The 18,211-nt window shown below is 63.9% G+C and carries 16 protein-coding genes; 12 read left to right on the plus strand and 4 right to left on the minus strand.

The window, feature by feature from the left end; genetic code table 11:
• The first annotated feature begins 93 nt into the window (after positions 1–93).
• On the plus strand, positions 94–627 hold the full coding sequence (locus XH79_RS38580; protein WP_271585085.1) for a MarR family winged helix-turn-helix transcriptional regulator: 534 nt from the start codon (positions 94–96) through the stop codon (positions 625–627).
• A 56-nt stretch (positions 628–683) separates the two neighbouring features.
• Here the strand turns inward: XH79_RS38580 and XH79_RS38585 are convergent, their stop codons facing one another.
• On the minus strand, positions 684–1,586 hold the full coding sequence (locus XH79_RS38585; protein ID WP_271585086.1) for a GNAT family N-acetyltransferase: 903 nt from the start codon (positions 1,584–1,586) through the stop codon (positions 684–686).
• Between the two features lie 338 nt (positions 1,587–1,924).
• Here XH79_RS38585 and XH79_RS38590 point away from each other — a divergent pair, with 338 nt between their 5' ends.
• Genes XH79_RS38590 through XH79_RS38605 form a run of 4 tightly spaced genes read left to right on the plus strand, consistent with a single transcriptional unit; the run spans position 1,925 to position 6,262 of the window.
• Positions 1,925–2,275 (plus strand): cupin domain-containing protein, encoded by a 351-nt coding sequence (locus tag XH79_RS38590; protein ID WP_271585087.1) that lies wholly within the window; start codon positions 1,925–1,927, stop codon positions 2,273–2,275.
• On the plus strand, positions 2,272–3,747 hold the full coding sequence (locus XH79_RS38595; RefSeq protein ID WP_271585088.1) for an aldehyde dehydrogenase family protein: 1,476 nt from the start codon (positions 2,272–2,274) through the stop codon (positions 3,745–3,747). Before XH79_RS38590 ends, XH79_RS38595 begins: the two co-directional genes overlap by 4 nt.
• Complete coding sequence (locus XH79_RS38600; RefSeq protein WP_271585089.1) at positions 3,744–4,787, plus strand: tartrate dehydrogenase; 1,044 nt, start codon at positions 3,744–3,746, stop codon at positions 4,785–4,787. The genes XH79_RS38595 and XH79_RS38600 overlap by 4 nt, the downstream gene beginning before the upstream one ends.
• A gap of 17 nt (positions 4,788–4,804) precedes the next feature.
• Positions 4,805–6,262: an NAD-dependent succinate-semialdehyde dehydrogenase gene (locus XH79_RS38605; RefSeq protein WP_271585090.1), complete on the plus strand. Its 1,458-nt coding sequence runs from the start codon at positions 4,805–4,807 to the stop codon at positions 6,260–6,262.
• Positions 6,263–6,340: 78 nt separating this feature from the next.
• Here the strand turns inward: XH79_RS38605 and XH79_RS38610 are convergent, their stop codons facing one another.
• Positions 6,341–7,615, minus strand: a complete 1,275-nt coding sequence (locus tag XH79_RS38610) for an NAD(P)/FAD-dependent oxidoreductase (RefSeq protein ID WP_271585091.1) — start codon at positions 7,613–7,615, stop codon at positions 6,341–6,343.
• A 16-nt stretch (positions 7,616–7,631) separates the two neighbouring features.
• On the minus strand, positions 7,632–8,300 hold the full coding sequence (locus XH79_RS38615) for a haloacid dehalogenase type II (protein WP_271585092.1): 669 nt from the start codon (positions 8,298–8,300) through the stop codon (positions 7,632–7,634).
• Positions 8,301–8,474: 174 nt separating this feature from the next.
• Here XH79_RS38615 and XH79_RS38620 point away from each other — a divergent pair, with 174 nt between their 5' ends.
• The 6 genes from XH79_RS38620 (at position 8,475) to XH79_RS38645 (ending at position 16,123) form a co-directional block, all read left to right on the plus strand.
• Positions 8,475–9,311: a GNAT family N-acetyltransferase gene (locus XH79_RS38620; protein WP_271585093.1), complete on the plus strand. Its 837-nt coding sequence runs from the start codon at positions 8,475–8,477 to the stop codon at positions 9,309–9,311.
• 12 nt (positions 9,312–9,323) lie between these two features.
• Positions 9,324–10,700, plus strand: coding sequence for an aspartate aminotransferase family protein (locus XH79_RS38625; RefSeq protein ID WP_271585094.1), 1,377 nt, complete (start codon positions 9,324–9,326; stop codon positions 10,698–10,700).
• Positions 10,701–10,971: 271 nt separating this feature from the next.
• The gene (locus XH79_RS38630) at positions 10,972–12,576 is read left to right on the plus strand and encodes an ABC transporter substrate-binding protein (protein WP_271585095.1); all 1,605 of its coding nucleotides are present in this window, start codon (positions 10,972–10,974) and stop codon (positions 12,574–12,576) included.
• Positions 12,577–12,663: 87 nt separating this feature from the next.
• Entirely contained in the window at positions 12,664–13,614 is a 951-nt protein-coding gene (locus XH79_RS38635; protein ID WP_271585096.1) for an ABC transporter permease, read from the plus strand.
• Positions 13,611–14,465 (plus strand): ABC transporter permease, encoded by an 855-nt coding sequence (locus XH79_RS38640; RefSeq protein ID WP_212337869.1) that lies wholly within the window; start codon positions 13,611–13,613, stop codon positions 14,463–14,465. Before XH79_RS38635 ends, XH79_RS38640 begins: the two co-directional genes overlap by 4 nt.
• The gene (locus tag XH79_RS38645; protein WP_271585097.1) at positions 14,462–16,123 is read left to right on the plus strand and encodes an ABC transporter ATP-binding protein; all 1,662 of its coding nucleotides are present in this window, start codon (positions 14,462–14,464) and stop codon (positions 16,121–16,123) included. Before XH79_RS38640 ends, XH79_RS38645 begins: the two co-directional genes overlap by 4 nt.
• A gap of 13 nt (positions 16,124–16,136) precedes the next feature.
• On the opposite strand, the gene XH79_RS38650 is transcribed toward XH79_RS38645, so the two are convergent.
• Complete coding sequence (locus XH79_RS38650; protein WP_211405921.1) at positions 16,137–16,613, minus strand: Lrp/AsnC family transcriptional regulator; 477 nt, start codon at positions 16,611–16,613, stop codon at positions 16,137–16,139.
• 235 nt (positions 16,614–16,848) lie between these two features.
• Between XH79_RS38650 and XH79_RS38655 the strand changes: the two genes are divergently transcribed.
• The gene (locus tag XH79_RS38655; protein WP_271585098.1) at positions 16,849–18,174 is read left to right on the plus strand and encodes an NAD(P)/FAD-dependent oxidoreductase; all 1,326 of its coding nucleotides are present in this window, start codon (positions 16,849–16,851) and stop codon (positions 18,172–18,174) included.
• Positions 18,175–18,211: the final 37 nt, after the last annotated feature.

Consider the following 18,211-nt stretch of genomic DNA (forward strand, 5'->3'; position numbering starts at 1 on the left):
GAACAGTTCTTGTCAAGAACAAATGAGAAAGCATTTGCACCACAGGACGAACCAAGCGAAGAACAAGTCCAACAGATGGAGCAAAGGAAAAGCGTGTCCGACCAAAAGCTTCGTCCGGCGCCGATGCGGGTCCGAGAGCAGGTCGCGCGGTCGGGAGCAGCGCCCCGACATGCAAATCCCGGGAACGAGTCGTCTGCACCGGTCAGCCTGAAGAAGCTGAACGGCCTTGCCGGCTACCTGATCCGGCAGGCTCAGCTATGGGTCTTCGAGGACTTCAATGCGACACTCGGCCCCCTCGAATTGCGGCCCGTGCACTTTTCGATCCTGACGATCGTTGGGGAAAACCCAGGCTTGTCACAGATGGCGCTATCACATGTTCTGGGCGTGGTGCGATCCGCCCTCGTCCCGATGCTGGATGGCCTGGAATCACGAGGCCTGCTGAAGCGCACCCCCTCGAAGACAGACCGTCGATCCCATGCCCTTTATCTGACCGCCGAAGGAAGGATGCTGCTGGAGCGTGCCGAGGTTCTCGTTCAGGAGCACGAGAAGAGGCTCATGAAGAAAGTCGGCGTCGCCGGCCACAAGCAGTTGCTGCAGATTCTTGCGACGTTTGGCAGGCAGAAATAGCCGCACCATGTCCGATCGGCCGATATCCGGCGGCCAGGACGAGACTTCAACAATTCTCAGCCAAGCGCCTGGCTTGCAAGCGCGTAGGTTACGGGCGTCTGTCCAGAGCGATCATTCGGATCATGAAACTCTCCCCCCAGCGACATCGTCGTGACGGTGTCGAAAAAGACGAGCCCACACCTAGCCAGGAAGGAGCAGAACTCACCGTCGGCCAGATGCGTGTCGATCCTCAGAAACTGCCCGTCATGAGCGGCGACATGCGGCGCGACGACCAGGATCGCATCTTCGTCGCTTGACGCGACGACAGGCCCCACGACGTGCCCTCGCCCAAACGGACGACACAATGCGAACGCTTCGAGACGACCATGCCGATAGAGTCCGAACCCGGCGGATTGTCCGAGGAGCGCCGCAAGCAAATCGGGCCGCGCGGCGCCAAATGCCTGCGCATCCAGTTGAGCGATGGCCCGTAGATCCTTCCGAGCCAGCTTCCGGAGCTCCCCCCCTTCGGAAGGACTCGGCATCTCACCGGATCGCTGCACCTCGGCTTGCCGCTGGAACACCGTTCGTTCGCGATGAAAGCCGAGCGAAAGATAGAGCTTGCGCGCTGCATGCGTTGCATTGAGGCGGAGATTGCGCCCCTTGGAGGCGGACAGAATGCGCTTCATGAGCCACTGGGCTGTGCCAAGCGCCTGAAGACGGGGCGAGGTGATGACCATGCCGACAGTTGCAAAATCCGCCCCATGAGGAAACCACATGGCCGATCCCAGCACCCGTCCGATTTCATCATGAACGGCGATGCCGTGGCCGGTGTCACGCAGAAACTGCCAGTCCTCCGGGCGGTGCGGCCAGCCGACGCCGATCGAGAGGGTGTAAAGTTGATCGAGCTCGACCGTGTCGATGTCGACCGCACGCGCATCGAATGCGTCGATGGTCAGCGAACGGGTCGTGCGGGACTTCATGTCTTCCCCTGATCGGCCTGACATTGGTCGCAGTAACTTCTTCTAAGTTCGCTCCAGAGCCGCGGTAGCGCTCAGCATAAACCGAGCCTCGCCGCAGATTACGTTTCAGAACAGCCATCTGGCGAAACAATCCACCAAATCGCGATTGCATTCGGCACCGGATGGAACACCGCTCCGATAGCATAGCGCAATCGGGTGAACCCGCCATGCCCTGCGTGTCCAAAGCCCCTGCGGACAGCGCCGCTCGCGCGGTCATCGACAACATCAAGCGATATGAAGCGGGCCTCGACCTCGTCGGGCTCTTGGATCGGACTTGTGGTTACTGAGAGGAGCCCAACTTGCTGCTGAAACGGATTGATCCCAACCCGACTTTCGCCCCGAAGGAATCCGGCCCGATCCCGGAGCGGCTCATTGCCGGCGCGCCGCATTTCAAGACCTGGGCGCAGGACGAGGCCAAGGGTGAGCTGGTGCATACCGGCGTGTGGGAAGCGACGCCGGGCGAGACGCGCTCCATCAAGGGTGAGACCTTCGAATTCTGTCACATCCTCGCCGGCAGGATCGAGATCACGCCGGATGGCGGTGAGCCGATCACGTTCAAGGCCGGCGACAGCTTCGTCATGAAGCCCGGCTTTACCGGCGTTTGGAAGACCATCGAGACCGTCCGCAAGATCTACGTCACGGTGTCATGAGCCTGAGCTTCGATCCCGACCGGATTCCGCTGCCGATCGGCCATTTCATCGGCGATCGATTGCTGGAGACTTCCGGTCTGCTTCCGCTGCACCGGCCTTCGGATGGCGCGCTCTACGCCGAGTGTCCTGTTGCCTCGGCGGAGACCGTGGACGAGGCGGTCCAAACCGCCAGGAGGGCGTTGAAGACCAGCAACTGGGGCGGCGTGCGCCCGCGCGAACGAGCCAACGTCCTCAAGCGCTGGGCCGACCTCATCGAGAGCGAAGCCCAGATGCTCGCCAAGGTCGAGGCGATTTCATCGATCCGCCCGGTCGGTCAACTCGTCGCGGGAGACATCGCGATCACCGCGGAGCAGATCCGCTTCTTCGCCGAATTCGCCGACAAGGAGGGCAGCGACCTCGTGCCCACCGACGACGAGCACCTCGGCATGATCATGACCGAGCCATATGGGGTTGTCGGCGCGATCACGCCCTGGAATTTTCCGGTGAACATGGCGGGATGGAAACTCGGGCCGGCCCTCGCCGCGGGCAATGCGGTCGTGCTGAAGCCGTCCGAGATGACGCCGTTCTCGTCCATCCTTCTCGCCCAACTGGCCGTAAAGGCGGGCATGCCTGCGGGGCTCATCAACATCGTGCTCGGCGATGGACCGACCACCGGCGCAGCCATCACCGGACATCCCGACATCGCCAAGGTGAGCTTCACCGGATCGACCCGCGCGGGCGCTGCCATCATGGCCAATATCGCGCAGACGGGCATCAAACCCATGACTCTCGAGCTCGGTGGCAAGAGCCCGCAGCTCGTCTTCGCTGACTCTGATCTCGAGCAAGCCGCCGCCGCGATTGCGGGCAGCATCCTCGCAAATGCCGGCCAGGCCTGCGTCGCCGGATCTCGGCTCATCGCCCACAGTCTTGTGGCCGAACCGCTTGTCGAAGCCATCATCGCCCGCATGCAGGCCTTCCGGGCCGGCCCCACCTGGGACGCCACGACGACTTATTCGCCGATCATCTCCGAGAAACAGCGATCGCGGATCGACGCGATCGTGCAGGCAGCCCGCGCAAAGGGCGCCGAATGCCGCACGGGCGGCGGACCGATGGAAGGCAAGGGCTATTTCTATACGCCGACGCTGCTTGCGAAGGTCGACCGGTCCTCTCCCGCGATCACCGAGGAGATCTTCGGACCGGTGCTGACGCTTCAGACATTCACGACCGAGGAGGAAGCCCTGGCACTCGCCGACCACCCTACCTACGGCCTTGCCGCCGGGCTCTTCACCCGTGACGTCGCGCGCGTCATGCGGATCACGCGCGCCCTCCCGGCAGGCACCGTCTGGGTCAACCGCTACGGCCGCTCGCGCGATCACATCCTGCCGACGGGCGGCTACAAGCATTCCGGCATCGGCAAGGATCTCGGGCGCGAAGCCTATCACGCCAATCGTCGCTCCAAGAGCGTGCTCATCCACGTCGAGAGGCATTCATGAAAGCTTATACGATCGCAATCATTCCCGGCGACGGCATCGGCCGCGACGTCACGGACGCCGCGTGGACGGTGCTCGAAGCCGCCGCCAGGCATTCGGGCTTCGCACTCAGCGGAAAGACGTTTCCGTGGTCCTGTGCGTTCTACAAGGAGACGGGCGCCATGATGCCTGCCGACGGCATCAAGGCGCTCGCGACGTTCGACGCGATTTTGCTTGGCGCGGTCGGCTGGCCGGCGGAGGTGCCCGATGCCGTGTCGCTGCACGGCCTGCTGCTGCCGATCCGGAAAGGGTTCACGCAAAATGCCAATGTCAGGCCACACCGCCTGCTTCCGGGCGTCAACGGTCCGTTGAAGACCACCGAGTTCGACATTCTCTGCATCCGCGAGAACACCGAAGGCGAATATTCGGGCGCCGGCGGGCGTGTGCATCAGGGCACCCCCGCGGAGATCGCCGTCGAGACCTCGGTGTTCACGCGCGCCGGCGTCGAACGGATCCTGCGGTTCGGCTTCGACCAGGCCCGCAAGCGGCGCAAGAAGCTCGCCTCGGTGACCAAGTCCAATGCCCAGAAATACTCGATGGTCTTCTGGGACGAGGTCACCCGACTGGTTGCTGCCGACTATCCGGACGTCGAATGCACGAGCTACCATGTGGATGCGATCGCCGCGCGCATGGTCATGGCGCCGGAGAGTCTCGACGTCGTCGTCGCCTCCAACCTGTTCGGCGACATCCTGACCGATCTCGGCGCAGCCATCCAGGGCGGGCTCGGCTTCGCCGCCTCCGCCAACATCAATCCGGAGCGTAGCGCGCCGTCGATGTTCGAACCCGTTCACGGCTCGGCGCCCGACATCGCCCATCTCGGCACCGCCAATCCGATCGCAGCCATCTGGTCCGGGGCCATGATGCTCGAGCATCTTGGCGAGGCCAAAGCGGCGGCACGCGTCATGTCCGCCCTGGAGGCCACGACGTCCAGCGGCATCGGTACGGTTCCAGGCAAGGAGCGCACCGAGGCCATCACGACAGCCGTACTTTCTCGTCTCTCCTGATCGAAAAGGCGCAACAGATGCAGAACCTCAGCGACAAGCAGCTTTTCCGCCAGCAGGGCTTGATCGGCGGACAATGGCAAGAAGCCCTCTCGGGCGCGACGATCGACGTGATCGACCCGGCGACGCAATCCGTTCTCGGCACCGTGCCGGATATGGGACGGGACGACACACGCGCCGCCATCGCCGCCGCCGCGAAGGCTTACACAGCCTGGCGCGCGAAGACCAATGCCGAGCGCGCCGCGCTTCTGGAAGCCTGGCATGGCCTCATGATCGCGCATCTCGACGATCTCGCGCGCATCCTGACGCTCGAACAGGGCAAGCCGCTGGAGGAGTCCAAGGGCGAGATTCGCTACGGCGCCTCCTTCGTCAAATGGTTCGCGGAGGAAGCGCGGCGGATCGGCGGCACCACGATCCCCTCGCCCACTCCGGACCGGCGCATCGTCGTGCTCAAGGAGCCGGTGGGCGTGTGCGCGATCATCACGCCCTGGAATTTCCCGAATGCGATGATCACCCGCAAGGTGGCTCCGGCGCTCGCGGCGGGATGCACCGTCGTGATCAAGCCATCGGACTTCACGCCTTATTCGGCGCTGGCTCTCGGCGTGCTGGCCGAGCGCGCCGGCATTCCCGCCGGTGTCGTCAACATCGTCACCGGCCTGCCGACAGAGATCGGCGCCGAGATCATGGCCAACGAGACGGTGCGCAAGATCTCGTTCACCGGCTCGACCCGCGTCGGCTCGTTGCTCATGCGCGGTGCCGCCGAGAGCGTCAAGCGCGTGAGCCTCGAGCTCGGCGGAAATGCGCCCTTCATCGTCTTCGACGACGCCGATCTCGACCTCGCGGTCGACGGTGCAATCATGTCGAAGTTCCGTAACGGCGGCCAGACCTGCGTCTGCGCCAACAGGATCCTCGTGCAGTCGGGCGTTTATGACGCCTTCGCGGCCAAACTCGTCGCCCGCGTCAACTCCATGAAGGTAGGATCGGGCCTCGAGCCGGGCGTGGCGATCGGGCCGATGATCAACGAAGCGGCGATCAGTAAGATCAACCGCCATGTCGCCGATGCGCTGTCCAAGGGCGCCCGTATTGCCGCGCAACCGGCGAGCCTGCCCAAGGGTCCGCAATTCACTGCGCCGATCGTCCTGACCGGGGCCACCACCGACATGGTGCTGGCGCATGAGGAGACATTTGGTCCCGTTGCGCCTCTCTTCCGCTTCGAGACCGACGAGGAGGCGATCACCATCGCCAATGCGACGCCCTTCGGCCTCGCCGCCTATTTCTATACGCGAGACCTGAAGCGGTCCTGGCGCGTTGCGGAGGCGCTCGAAGCCGGAATGGTCGGCCTCAACACGGGCATGGTGTCGACCGAGGTGGCGCCGTTCGGGGGTGTGAAGCAATCCGGCCTGGGGCGCGAAGGCGCGCAGATCGGAATCGAGGAATACCTCGAGATGAAGGCCTTCCACATCGGCGGATTGGGCTAGGCCGCAATGGAGAGGGCGCGGGTGCGCGCCCTCTCGCGCATCTGATTGACGGCCCGCGACGGGGCCCAGTGCCCGACGCTACTGAACGCGATCCAGCATCTTGTAGTACATCCCCACCAGCGGCAGGAACCACGGCTTGCCGAAATGACCGGGTACCGCAGGCCAGTCGAGACCTTTCATGGGATTTCGGTCTTCGCGTCCGAGCATCGCATCGGCGATGATCATGCCGAGATGGGTCGACAGTTGCGCGCCGTGACCGGCATAGCCCATCGCATACCACAGCCCGTCCTGATAGCCGGCGCGCGGGAAGCGGTCGCTGGTCATGTCGACCAGCCCGCCCCAGCAATAGTCGATCTCGATGCCGGCGAGCTGCGGGAAGAGTCGCGTGAGACCGTCGACGAGAATGGCGCCGCTCTTGCCGTCGGAACGCTGGTCCGACGTCGCCGAGAAGCGAGCCCGTCCGCCGAAGATCAGACGGTTGTCAGGCGCGAGGCGGAAATAGTTGCCGACATTCATCGAGGTGACGCAGGTGCGATTGCCGGGCATGGTGGCCGCGATTTCAGCAGCGTCCAGTGGACGGGTCGCTATGATGAAGCTGCCGACGGCGACGAGGCGCCGCCGGAAGTAGCCGAAATTGGGCGTGGTATAGGCGCCCGTCGCCAGCAGCACCTGATCGGCGGTGACGCTGCCGCGCGGCGTGCTCAGGCGATGGCGCGATCCTTCGCGCGCCTGCGCGGTGACCGGTGCCTGCTCGAAGACGATCGCGCCGCGGCGCTTGGCGGCCTCGGCCAGCCCGACGCCATAGCGGCCCATATGCATCATCGCGCTCTTCTTCGAGAGCATCGCGCCAAAGAAGGGTGAGCCGATTTCGGCGCCGAGATCCCGGGCGGACAGCAATGCGGTGTCCGGGTCAACCTCGCGATGGACCGCTTCGAAATTGCGCGCGATGGCGTCGAGATGCTTCGGCTTGGAGGCGAGCTTCAGCTTGCCGGCACGGCGAAAATCGCATGCGATGCCCTCCTCCGCGATCAGCGCCTCGAGCGTGTCGATCGAGGAATCGAGCGCGTGGTAGAGGGCGACGGCTCGCTCCTTGCCCAATTCCGCCTTGGCGGCGAGATAGCTGTGGGCAAGACCATTGTTGAGATGCCCGCCATTCCGACCCGATGCGCCGCCGATCACCCGGTCCGCCTCGAGCACGACGACCTTCGTTCCCGCCTTGGCGAGCTGGCGCGCAGCTCCGAGACCGGTGAAGCCACCGCCGATCACCGCAACATCATAATGTCCTTCGACGGGACCTTCGGCGCCGCCGGAAAAGCGCGGTGCGGTATCGTGCCAGTAGGAGACGTATTTCACCGCAGATCCCGCCGGCTCAAAGTCCGAACACACCGGGCAGGCCGCCGATGTCCTTGATCTCGACATAGCCATAATAGGGATTGGCGGGCTCGTGCCCCCGATTGACCCATACCTTGTTCTTGATGCCGAGGTCGTGCGCGGTCATCAGGTCGTAGCGGAAGGACGAGGAGCAGTGCACGACGTCCTCAGGCCCGCAACCCAGCGTATCGAACATGAATTCGAAGCCCTTCATGCGGGGCTTGTAGGATCGGGCCTGTTCGGCCGTGAGCGCAGCGTGAAAAGGCGCCCCGAGCTTGGCAACGTTGGACGGCAGCTGCGCATTCATGGCGTTGGAGAGGATGACGAGCGGGATCTCCCTGGCGACCTTGGCAAGGCCGGCTGGCACGTCGGAATGCGGCCCCCAGCTCGGCACGCGGTCATAGACCATCTGCCCATGCTCGGACTTGAAGGCGACGCCGTTGCGCTTGCACGCACGCTCCAGCGCATTGTGGATCACGTCGGCATAGGGCTTCCAGTCGCCGAGAATCTCGTCGAGCCGATACGCCGCGAAATCCCGCACGAGCGCAGCCATTTGCGGTTCAGGAAGATGCGCGCGATAGATATCCTGCGCCGCTTCCGCCATCTGGAAATTCGTCAGCGTGCCGTAGCAGTCGAAGGTCACGTATTTCGGGCGAAACTGGCTCATCATCCTATCCCGGTGCGCTCGCGCAATGTCAGGGCTGCAACAATAGAACGTCAACGCGGCATAAGATGCGGCTTTTTCGCCGGCTGCGGTGGAAGATATCGTTCGCGCCGGGCGCTTCAGACGATCTGCACGTCACCAAGATAAGAAACTGGTGCCGGACAGGAACACGAGTCAATGACCCAGAGCACCATATCGCTCACGGCCTTTCGCACCGACCATCTCGAAGGCGCGTTACGTCTTTCGCGCCAGGCCGGATGGCCGCACCGCCTCGAGGACTGGCAATTGGCGCTCGATCTCAGCGCGGGGTTCGTTGCCCTGGATGCTTCAACCGTCGTCGGAACGATCCTGATGACGCCCTACAAGCGGGATGTCGCGACCGTCAACATGGTCATCGTCGATGAAGCCGTCCGAGGCCGCGGATTGGGACGCAAGCTCATGGATGCAATCATCGAGCAGGCGGGATTGCGTGCGCTGAGGCTGGTTGCGACCGGTGAGGGCCTGCCACTCTATCAAAAGCTCGGCTTTTGCCGGACCGGAACGATCATCCAGCACCAGGGAATGGTCTTGCCTGTTGCCGCGCCCGTCAATGTCCGGCCGGCCGAGTCGCACGACATCTTCGGCATCCTTGAGCTCGACCGAAGTGCATTCGGCGCAGACCGCAGATGTCTGCTGCGGACGCTCGCAGAGGTCGGCCAACTGGCCGTACTCGATCGTGGCCACGGGATCGCTGGATTTGCGGCGTCGCGCAGCTTCGGCAGAGGTGAAGTGATCGGACCCGTGGTTGCAGGCAATGCCGATGACGGAAAAGCTCTGCTCAGCTTTTTCTTGGCCCGAAGCGAAGGGCGTTTCGTTCGCGTCGATACTGCCGAAACCGCGCAATTGAGCGCCTGGCTCGCAGAGCACGGGCTGGTGCAGGTGGGCGACGGCATCGCCATGCAGCGCCCCGTCGCGGTGCCGTCCAACCCCTCCCCATTCACGACATTCGCCCTCGCCAGCCAGGCTTTTGGATAGACGGAGACTTTGATGCTGAGCAATTCGCTCGTCGAGCTCGACCGGGCTCACCTCATCCACCCGGTCGCATCCTACCGGGGCCACGAAGCGAGCGGCGTCAAGGTGCTGAAATCTGCCAGGGGAGCGACCGTGACGGACGCTTCCGGACATCAGCTGATCGACGGCTTCGCCGGCCTCTGGTGCGTCAATGCCGGCTACGGGCACGAGAGCATCGTTGCAGCCGCTGCCAGGCAGATGCAGGAGCTTCCCTACGCGACGGGCTATTTCAGCCTCGGCTCGGAGCCCGCGATCCGCCTCGCAGCCGAATTGGCGCAGCGCGCGCCCGGCGATCTCAACCATGTCTATTTCACGCTCGGCGGCTCGGATGCCGTCGACAGCACTGTTCGCTTCGTCCGCTATTATTGGCACGCGCGGCGCGAGCCACAGCGCGAGCATTTCATCTCGGTCGAACAGGGCTATCACGGGTCTTCGACCGTTGGTGCCGGGCTGACGGCCCTGCCCGCCTTCCACGCCGGATTCGGCGTGCCGCTCAGCTGGCAGCACCGGATCCCCTCGCACTATGTCTATCGCAATCCGGCCGGCGAGGACGATGATGCCATCATCGCGGCCTCGCTCGCCGCGCTCGACGCGAAGATCGAGGAGATCGGCGGCGCAGAACGCGTCGCCGCGTTCTATGCCGAACCGATCCAGGGCTCGGGCGGCGTGCTGGTACCACCGAAGGGCTGGATGAAGGCCATGCGCGCGCGGTGCAAGGCGCATGGCATCCTGTTCGTCGCGGACGAGGTCATCACCGGGTTCGGCAGAACCGGGCCGCTGTTCGCATGCAGCGAGGACGACATCGTCCCCGACCTCATGACGGTCGCAAAGGGATTGACCTCGGGATACGTCCCAATGGGCGCGGTCCTCATGTCGGATCACGTCTACGACACGATCGCCGATGCGGCGGGCGCGAGCGCCGTCGGCCACGGCTACACTTATTCCGCGCATCCGGTCAGCGCCGCGGTCGCCCTGGAAGTGTTGCGCCTCTACGAAAGCGGCCTGCTCGAGAACGGCACGAAGGCGGGTGCGCGCCTGATGGCCGGTCTTCAATCGCTCAGGGATCATCCCCTCGTTGGAGACGTGCGCGGCCGCGGCATGCTGGCCGCCGTCGAACTCGTCACCGACAAGCAACGCAAGACGCCGCTTCCCGCCGCGGCCGAGCCGGCAAAACGCATCTTCGACCGCGCCTGGAAGAACGGCCTCGTCATCCGGGCCTTCCCAACAGGCGTGCTGGGTTACGCCCCTCCACTCTGCTGCTCCGAGTCGGAGATCGACGCCATCATCGAGCGCACGACGAGGACGCTCGACGATACGCTGGCTGATGCCGAAGTTCGCGCCGCACTGCGATAATAATAGGCATGCACAACAAGCCGGCTGGAAGCAGGTCCGAAACACTGGAAACAGAGACATCTTCGCAATTTTGTGCCGCGGCCCGCGGTTTTTTCGGCCAAAGCCGCGGGACTATCCTGCCAGACTTCGATCGCGGGAAAGAATGCAGTCCTGAGTGGAAACGCGGCAACGTCGTTACGACAGACCGCCAGCATCCACCACAATGGCGCGGCAGAACAATCTGCCGCTCACCGCAACACGAGTCGTAGCCTTAGCCAGCGAGGGGATTGACATGAGCGACACGACGAACTGGTCCTGTTCAGACGATGCCATGATCGAGAACGCCATTCGGCGCGGGGCTTCGCGCCGCGATCTACTGAAGCTGATGCTCGCCAATGGCGTGGCCATGGCCGCAGCCGGCACGATCTTCGGCCGCGCGTCGGACGCGGTGGCGGCGACGCCTGTGAAGGGCGGTGCCCTGAAAGCCGCGGCCTGGTCCTCGTCGACTGCCGACACGCTGGATCCCGCCAAGGCCTCGCTCTCGACCGACTATGTTCGCTGCTGCTCCTTCTACAATCGCCTGACATTTCTCGACCAGACCGGCGTGCCCCAGATGGAGCTCGCCGAGTCAATCGAGAGCGGCGATGCCAAGACCTGGACGATCAAGCTCAAGAAAGGCGTCACCTTCCACAACGGCAAGGAGCTGAGCGCCGACGACGTCATCTTCTCGCTGAAGCGCCATCTGGACAAGGCAACCGGATCGAAGGTCGCTGCGATCGCGTCCCAGATGACCGACTTCAAGGCCGTGGACAAGAGCACCGTCGAGATCACGCTGGCGAGCCCCAATGCAGACCTGCCGACGATCCTGTCCATGCATCACTTCATGATCGTGGCCGACGGCGCCACCGACTTCTCCTCCGGCAACGGCACCGGCGCCTTCACGTGCAAGCAGTTCACCCCCGGCGAGCGCTCGATCGGCGTGCGGAATCCGAACTACTTCAAGGGAGGGCCGAACGTCGATTCATTCGAGTTCTTCGCCATCCCGGATGAAAACGCGAGGATCAATGCCCTGCTGTCCGGGGACATTCATCTCGCCGCCTCGATCAACCCACGATCGGTGCGCCTCCTCGACGGCAAGGATGGCCTTGCGCTGTCCACGACCACGTCGGGCACCTATACCGACCTGAACATCCGCATGGACATGGCGCCCGGCAACAACCGCGATTTCGTCGAGGGCATGAAATACGTGGTCAACCGCGAGCAGATCGTCAAATCGGCCCTGCGCGGCTTCGGTGTCGTCGGCAACGACCAACCCGTCTCGCCCGCCAACGTCTACCACAATGCGGCGCTCAAGCCGAAATCGTTCGACCCGGACAAAGCGAAATTCCATTTCCAGAAGGCCGGCGTCCTCGGCCAGACCATCGAGGTCATCACGTCAGAGGCACCCGGCTCGGCGATCGACATGGCCATGATCATCCAGGCCAGCGCGGCCCAGATCGGCATGAAGCTCGATATGAAGCGCGTGCCCTCCGACGGCTACTGGAGCAACTACTGGCTGAAGGCGCCGATCCATTTCGGCAACATCAACCCGCGTCCGACGCCCGACATCCTGTTCTCCCTGCTCTACAAGTCGGATGCGCCGTGGAACGAGAGCCGCTTCGTCTCGGAAAAATTCGACAAGATGTTGCTCGAATCCCGTGGCTCGCTCGATCAGGCCAAGCGCCGCGAAATGTACAACGAGATGCAGGTCCTGGTGTCGGAGCAAGCCGGCACCATCATTCCGGCCTACATCTCCAACGTGGACGCCATCACCGCCAAGCTGAAGGGGCTGCAGCCCAACCCGCTCGGCGGCATGATGGGCTACGCCTTCGCCGAATACGTCTGGCTGACCGCCTGACCGGCACAAGGCGAGGTCGCAGCTCGGGCTCCTTGGATTTGGAACCCGAGCTGACCAAAATGCGCGGCGTGGCGTGGGAGGACGAATGTGAGAGGACAAATTTCGTCGCTCGTGGCGAGGCGGCTTGTCATCGCCTTGATCACACTCGTGATCGTTTCCTTCGCCGTCTTCTTTGCCACCACGCTCCTGCCGGGCGATACGGCAACTATTTTGCTCGGGCAATCCGCGACACCTGAAGCCGTCGAGGGCCTGCGCAAGGCAATGCATCTCGACGATCCCGCGATCATCCGCTTCCTGAGATGGATCGCCGGCCTGTTCCAGGGCGATTTCGGCAAGTCCTACGCGAACAACGTCCCGGTCGCCACGCTGATCAGCGGACGGTTCGTCAACACGATGAAGCTTGCAGGATTGACCGCTGCGATCGCCGTGCCGCTCGCGCTGACCCTCGGCATCACCGCTGCGATGTGGCGCGGCACGCTGTACGACCGCATCGTGACCGTCGGGACCATCGGCATCATCTCGGTGCCGGAGTTCATGATCGCAACGCTGGCGGTGCTGCTCTTCGCGGTTTACCTCAAATGGCTGCCGGCCCTGTCCCTCACCAACGAGGTCAAGTCGCTCCATGATCTGGTACGGATCTACGCGATGCCCGTCATGACGCTCACATTCGGCGTTTCGGCGCAAATGATCCGCATGACCCGCGCCGCCGTCGTCGAAACGTTGAATACGCCCTATGTCGAGATGGCACTGCTCAAGGGCGCCTCGCGCCCCCGGCTCGTGCTGCGACACGCACTGCCGAATGCGCTCGGTCCGATCATCAATGCGGTCGCGCTCTCGCTGTCGTACCTGCTCGGCGGCGTCATCATCGTGGAGACCATCTTCAATTATCCCGGCGTCGCAAAGCTGATGGTCGATGCCGTTTCGACCCGTGACCTGCCGCTGATCCAGACCTGCGCGATGATCTTCTGCCTCGGCTATTTGGCGCTGATCACGGCCGCCGACATCATCGCCGTCCTGTCCAATCCGAGGCTCCGATGACGAATCCGACCTCGTCAGGCCGGCTCAGCATGCGATTGGGCTATCGCTTCAATCTCGTGGGCATGTCGGCCCTTGGCATCATCCTCCTCTGGGCCGGCATCGCCCTGTTCGCTCCACAGATCATTCCGCATTCCGTGGGCGAGATCGTCGATACCGACTATTTTGGCCCGATGAGCCGGGAGCTCTGGTTCGGCTCCGACTATCTCGGCCGCGATATCTTCTCGCGCATCCTGATGGGCGCGCGTTACACGCTCGGCATCTCGCTTGCAGCCGTCTCCATTGCCTGCTTCAGCGGCGTCGCGCTCGGCATGACTGCGGCAGTCGCCGGAGGGTGGTTCGACAGCATGCTGAGCCGGTTTCTCGATGCGCTCAACTCTATACCCAGCAAGCTGTTCGGCCTCGTCGTGGTCGCCGCGGTCGGCTCGTCGATCCCGGCACTCATTGCGACGCTCTCGGTGATCTACACGCCCGGCGCCTATCGCTTCGCGCGCGCTCTCGCCGTCAACGTCAATACGATGGACTTCATGGTGGTCGCCCGTATCAGGGGCGAACGCCTGCCCTATCTCATCGCCTCAGAGATTCTACCAAACATTCTCGGCCCCGTGCTCGCCGATCTCGGCCTGCGCTTCGTCTTCATCGTGCTGCTGCTCTCCGGCCTGTCCTTTCTCGGGCTCGGCGTGCAACCGCCCTACGCGGACTGGGGCGCACTGGTTCGCGAGAACATCGGCGGGCTGCCCTTTGGCGCGCCGGCGGTGATCTTCCCCTCGCTCGCGATCGCAAGTCTCACCATCAGCGTCAACCTTCTGATCGATAACCTGCCGAGCAGGATCCGCGACCGGAGCGCCGAATGACGGGAAACCTCGTCGAAATCCGCAATCTCAGGGTTGAGGCAACGACCGACGCCGGCCGGCGGGTCGAGATCATCAAAGGCGTCAGCCTCGACATTGCCGAAGGCGAGATCGTCGCCCTCATCGGCGAGAGCGGCTCGGGCAAAACCACGATCGCCATGACGCTGATGGGCTACGCCCGGCAGGGCTGCGCGATCACCGGCGGCGAGGTACGGGTGGGCGGCGTCGACATGGTGAAGCTTTCGGAAGCGGAACGCGCCGGCATCCGCGGGACGAGCGTCGCCTATGTGCCGCAGAGCGCTGCCGCCGCCTTCAACCCTGCGCTCACCATCATGGATCAGGTCATCGAGGTGGCGCGCATCCACAGGCTCATGTCGGCCGCCGAAGCGCAGGCGAAAGCCCTCTTGCTGTTCAAGGCCCTGTCGCTGCCGGAGCCCGAAACGATCGGCAACCGCTACCCGCACCAGGTCTCGGGCGGTCAGTTGCAGCGTCTCGCCGCCGCGATGGCCCTGATCGGCCAGCCGAAGGTGGTCATCTTCGACGAGCCCACCACGGCGCTCGATGTCACGACGCAGGTGGAGGTGCTGCGGGCGTTCAAGTCCGTCACGGCGCAGCACAACATCGCCGGCGTCTACGTCTCGCACGATCTGGCCGTGGTCGCCCAGATCGCCGACAGGATCGTCGTGCTCAAGGACGGTACGGTCCAGGAAGTGGGGACGACCAACGATATCCTCGAGGAGGCCCGGCATCCCTACACCAGGGAGTTGCTGGCCGCGTTCAGGCCGAAGACCCAGCAGCGGCAGCCTGACGGCGAGGGCGTGACGAAGCGCCCGTTGCTCGAGGTCGACAGTCTCACGGTCGGCTACGGGCCTCGCTCGCGCGATGGACAGCCGCTGATCAATGCCGTGCAGGCGGTCAGCCTCAAGCTGGATCAGGGGCGGAATCTCGGCATCATCGGCGAGTCCGGCTGCGGCAAGTCAACGCTTGCCCGGGCGATTGCCGGTATCCTGCCGGCTCATGCGGGCGACATCGTCTTCAACGGGCGCGAATTGGGAAAGGCCGGCCGCAACCGCACCCGCAACGAGCTCCGCCAGATCCAGATCGTGTTCCAGCACGCGGACACCGCACTCAACCCGGCAAAGTCGGTGGAAGACATTCTGAGGCGTCCCCTCGCCTTCTATCATGGCATGAGGGGCAAGGCGCGCGATGCGCGCGTCAGCGAGCTGCTCGATCTGGTCCGCCTTCCCAAATCTGTACGGCATCGATTGCCGGGAGAACTTTCAGGCGGGCAAAAGCAGCGCGTGAATTTTGCCCGGGCGCTCGCGGCCGAGCCGATGCTCATCCTGTGCGACGAGATCACGTCGGCCCTCGATACGGTCGTGGCGGCCGCGGTGGTCGAGCTGCTGAAGGAGCTGCAACGCGAGCTCGGCATCTCCTACATCTTCATCAGCCATGACCTGTCGGTGGTCGAGGCGATCTGCGACGAAATCATCGTGATGTATCGCGGTCGGAAGGTCGAACAGATCGCGTCGACCCGCCTGGCAGCACCGGAGCACCCTTATACGCGGCTGCTGTTCTCTTCGGTGCCCAAGCTCGATACCGGCTGGCTCGACAATCTGGAACAGGACGCCGAACAGGTGCGGGCCTATTGCCATCCGTAGGCGCAGCCGGCAATCAAGCCGGAAACAGGCTGGTCAGCGGCATCTGCGAGCGGACGATGGGCGACTTGAGGACGACGAAGCTGAAATACTTGTCGATGCCGATATCCATGTCCGTCAACCGCTCCATGATGGTCTGGTACTCACCGATGCTGGCGGTGACGAATTTCAGCATGTAGTCGTACCCTCCCGAGACCAGATGGCATTCGATCAGCTGGTCGACCTTGTCGACGGCCGACAGGAAACGAGCGAAGTCGATCTGCCGATGGTTCTTCAACGTCACTTCGGTGAACACCGTCAGCGTCTGTCCCAGCTTGCGCACATTGATCTGGGCGGAATACCCCTCGATGTAGCCCTCGGCCTGCAGTCTCTTCACGCGCATGAGACACGGGCTGGGCGACAGGTTCACCAGCTCGGCAAGCTCGACATTGGTGATGCGACCGTTCTTCTGGAGTTCGTGGAGGATCTTGATGTCGATCCGGTCCAGCTTCATTGGTGACTCTCCATTGAGCACGCGCCGGGAGGCGCAGCAGAAAATTGGGCACAACGGGCCAGAAGCTCACTTATCCTGCTTCCATTGTCCACCACAGACATCATACCGCTCTGCTAGAACACAGTTTTGCAGCCGCCCGAGGATGCAGCATAAAGTGCTGAGCTTCCATCGAATCCGGCGCCGCGCGGGGCGATCCGCGGCTTACGATGCGCCCAGCGAAATCTAGGAAGCCAGGATGCCCGCACCACTCAGCCACATCGAGACCTCGCCGGAGCTCCCCCGCAGCGCCGACGTGGTGGTCATCGGAGGCGGCATCATCGGGGTGTTCGCGGCTTACTATCTCACCCTGCGAGGGCTCGGCGTCGCACTCGTGGAGAAGGGGCGGATCGGAGCCGAGCAGTCCAGCCGCAACTGGGGCTGGTGCCGGCAACAGAATCGCGATGCCCGCGAGTTGCCGATGGCCACGAAGAGCCTGGACCTGTGGGAAAAGTTCGGCACTGAAAGCGGCGAGAGCACCGGCTTCTCCCGCTGCGGCCTTCTGTATCTCAGCAACGACGAGGTCGAGCTCGAGGGCTGGGCGCGCTGGCGCGACTTCGCTCGGACGGTCGGCGTTACCACGCACATGCTCGATGCAGCCGCAGCAACGCAGCGCGGCGCGGCGACGGGACGCGCCTGGAAGGGTGGCGTCTTCTCGCCGACCGACGGCATCGCCGATCCCGCCAGGGCTGCGCCCGCGGTGGCGCGGGCGATGCTCAGGCGCGGGGGCACCGTGCATCAGATGTGCGCGGCACGCGGACTGGAGACCGAGGGCGGCCGCGTGAGCGCGGTCGTGACGGAGCGCGGCACGATTCGCACGCGTGTGGCTATATTGGCGGGCGGCGCGTGGTCCTCGTCCTTCTGCCATCAGGCCGGCATCCGACTTCCGCTCGCCTCGATCCGCGCGTCCATCCTGTCGGTGTCGCAAGGCGCGAAAGGCCTGCCGGACGCGCTCCACACCTCCGCCGTTTCGGTGACGAGGCGTGGCGATGGCGGATACACGCTCGCCATCAGTGGCCGCGGCCGCGTCGATCCGACTGCGCAGCAGCTGCGCTTCTCCCCGCAATTCCTGCCGATGTTTCGGCGGCGCTGGCGCAGCCTGCTTCCGGGCGGCCTCGAAGGCATCAAGTCCGGACATGAAACGCTCCAGCGTTGGCGCGTGAGCGAGCCGACACCGATGGAGCGCATGCGCATTCTGGATCCCACGCCCGATCAGAACACCATCAAGCTCACGCATCGGCGCGCGCTCGAGCTGTTGCCCGCCCTGAAGGACACCAAAATCACCGCCGCGTGGGGCGGCTACATCGACTCGACACCAGATGGCGTGCCGGCCATCGGAGAGACGTCCGGCCTGCCTGGGCTGATATTGGCCGCAGGCTTCAGCGGCCACGGCTTCGGTATCGGTCCCGGAGCCGGGCATCTCATTGCGGATCTCGTGACCGGCGCCGCGCCGATCGTCGATCCCCAGCCCTATCGGCCGGATCGCTTTGCCGGACTTGCGGTCGGAAAAGTCTCTGACTTCTAGGGATCGCAACCGAGCGGCGCGTTGCTGCGGGGACATG

The sequence above is a fragment of the Bradyrhizobium sp. CCBAU 45389 genome, assembly GCF_028128625.1.
Taxonomy (GTDB): domain Bacteria; phylum Pseudomonadota; class Alphaproteobacteria; order Rhizobiales; family Xanthobacteraceae; genus Bradyrhizobium; species Bradyrhizobium liaoningense_B.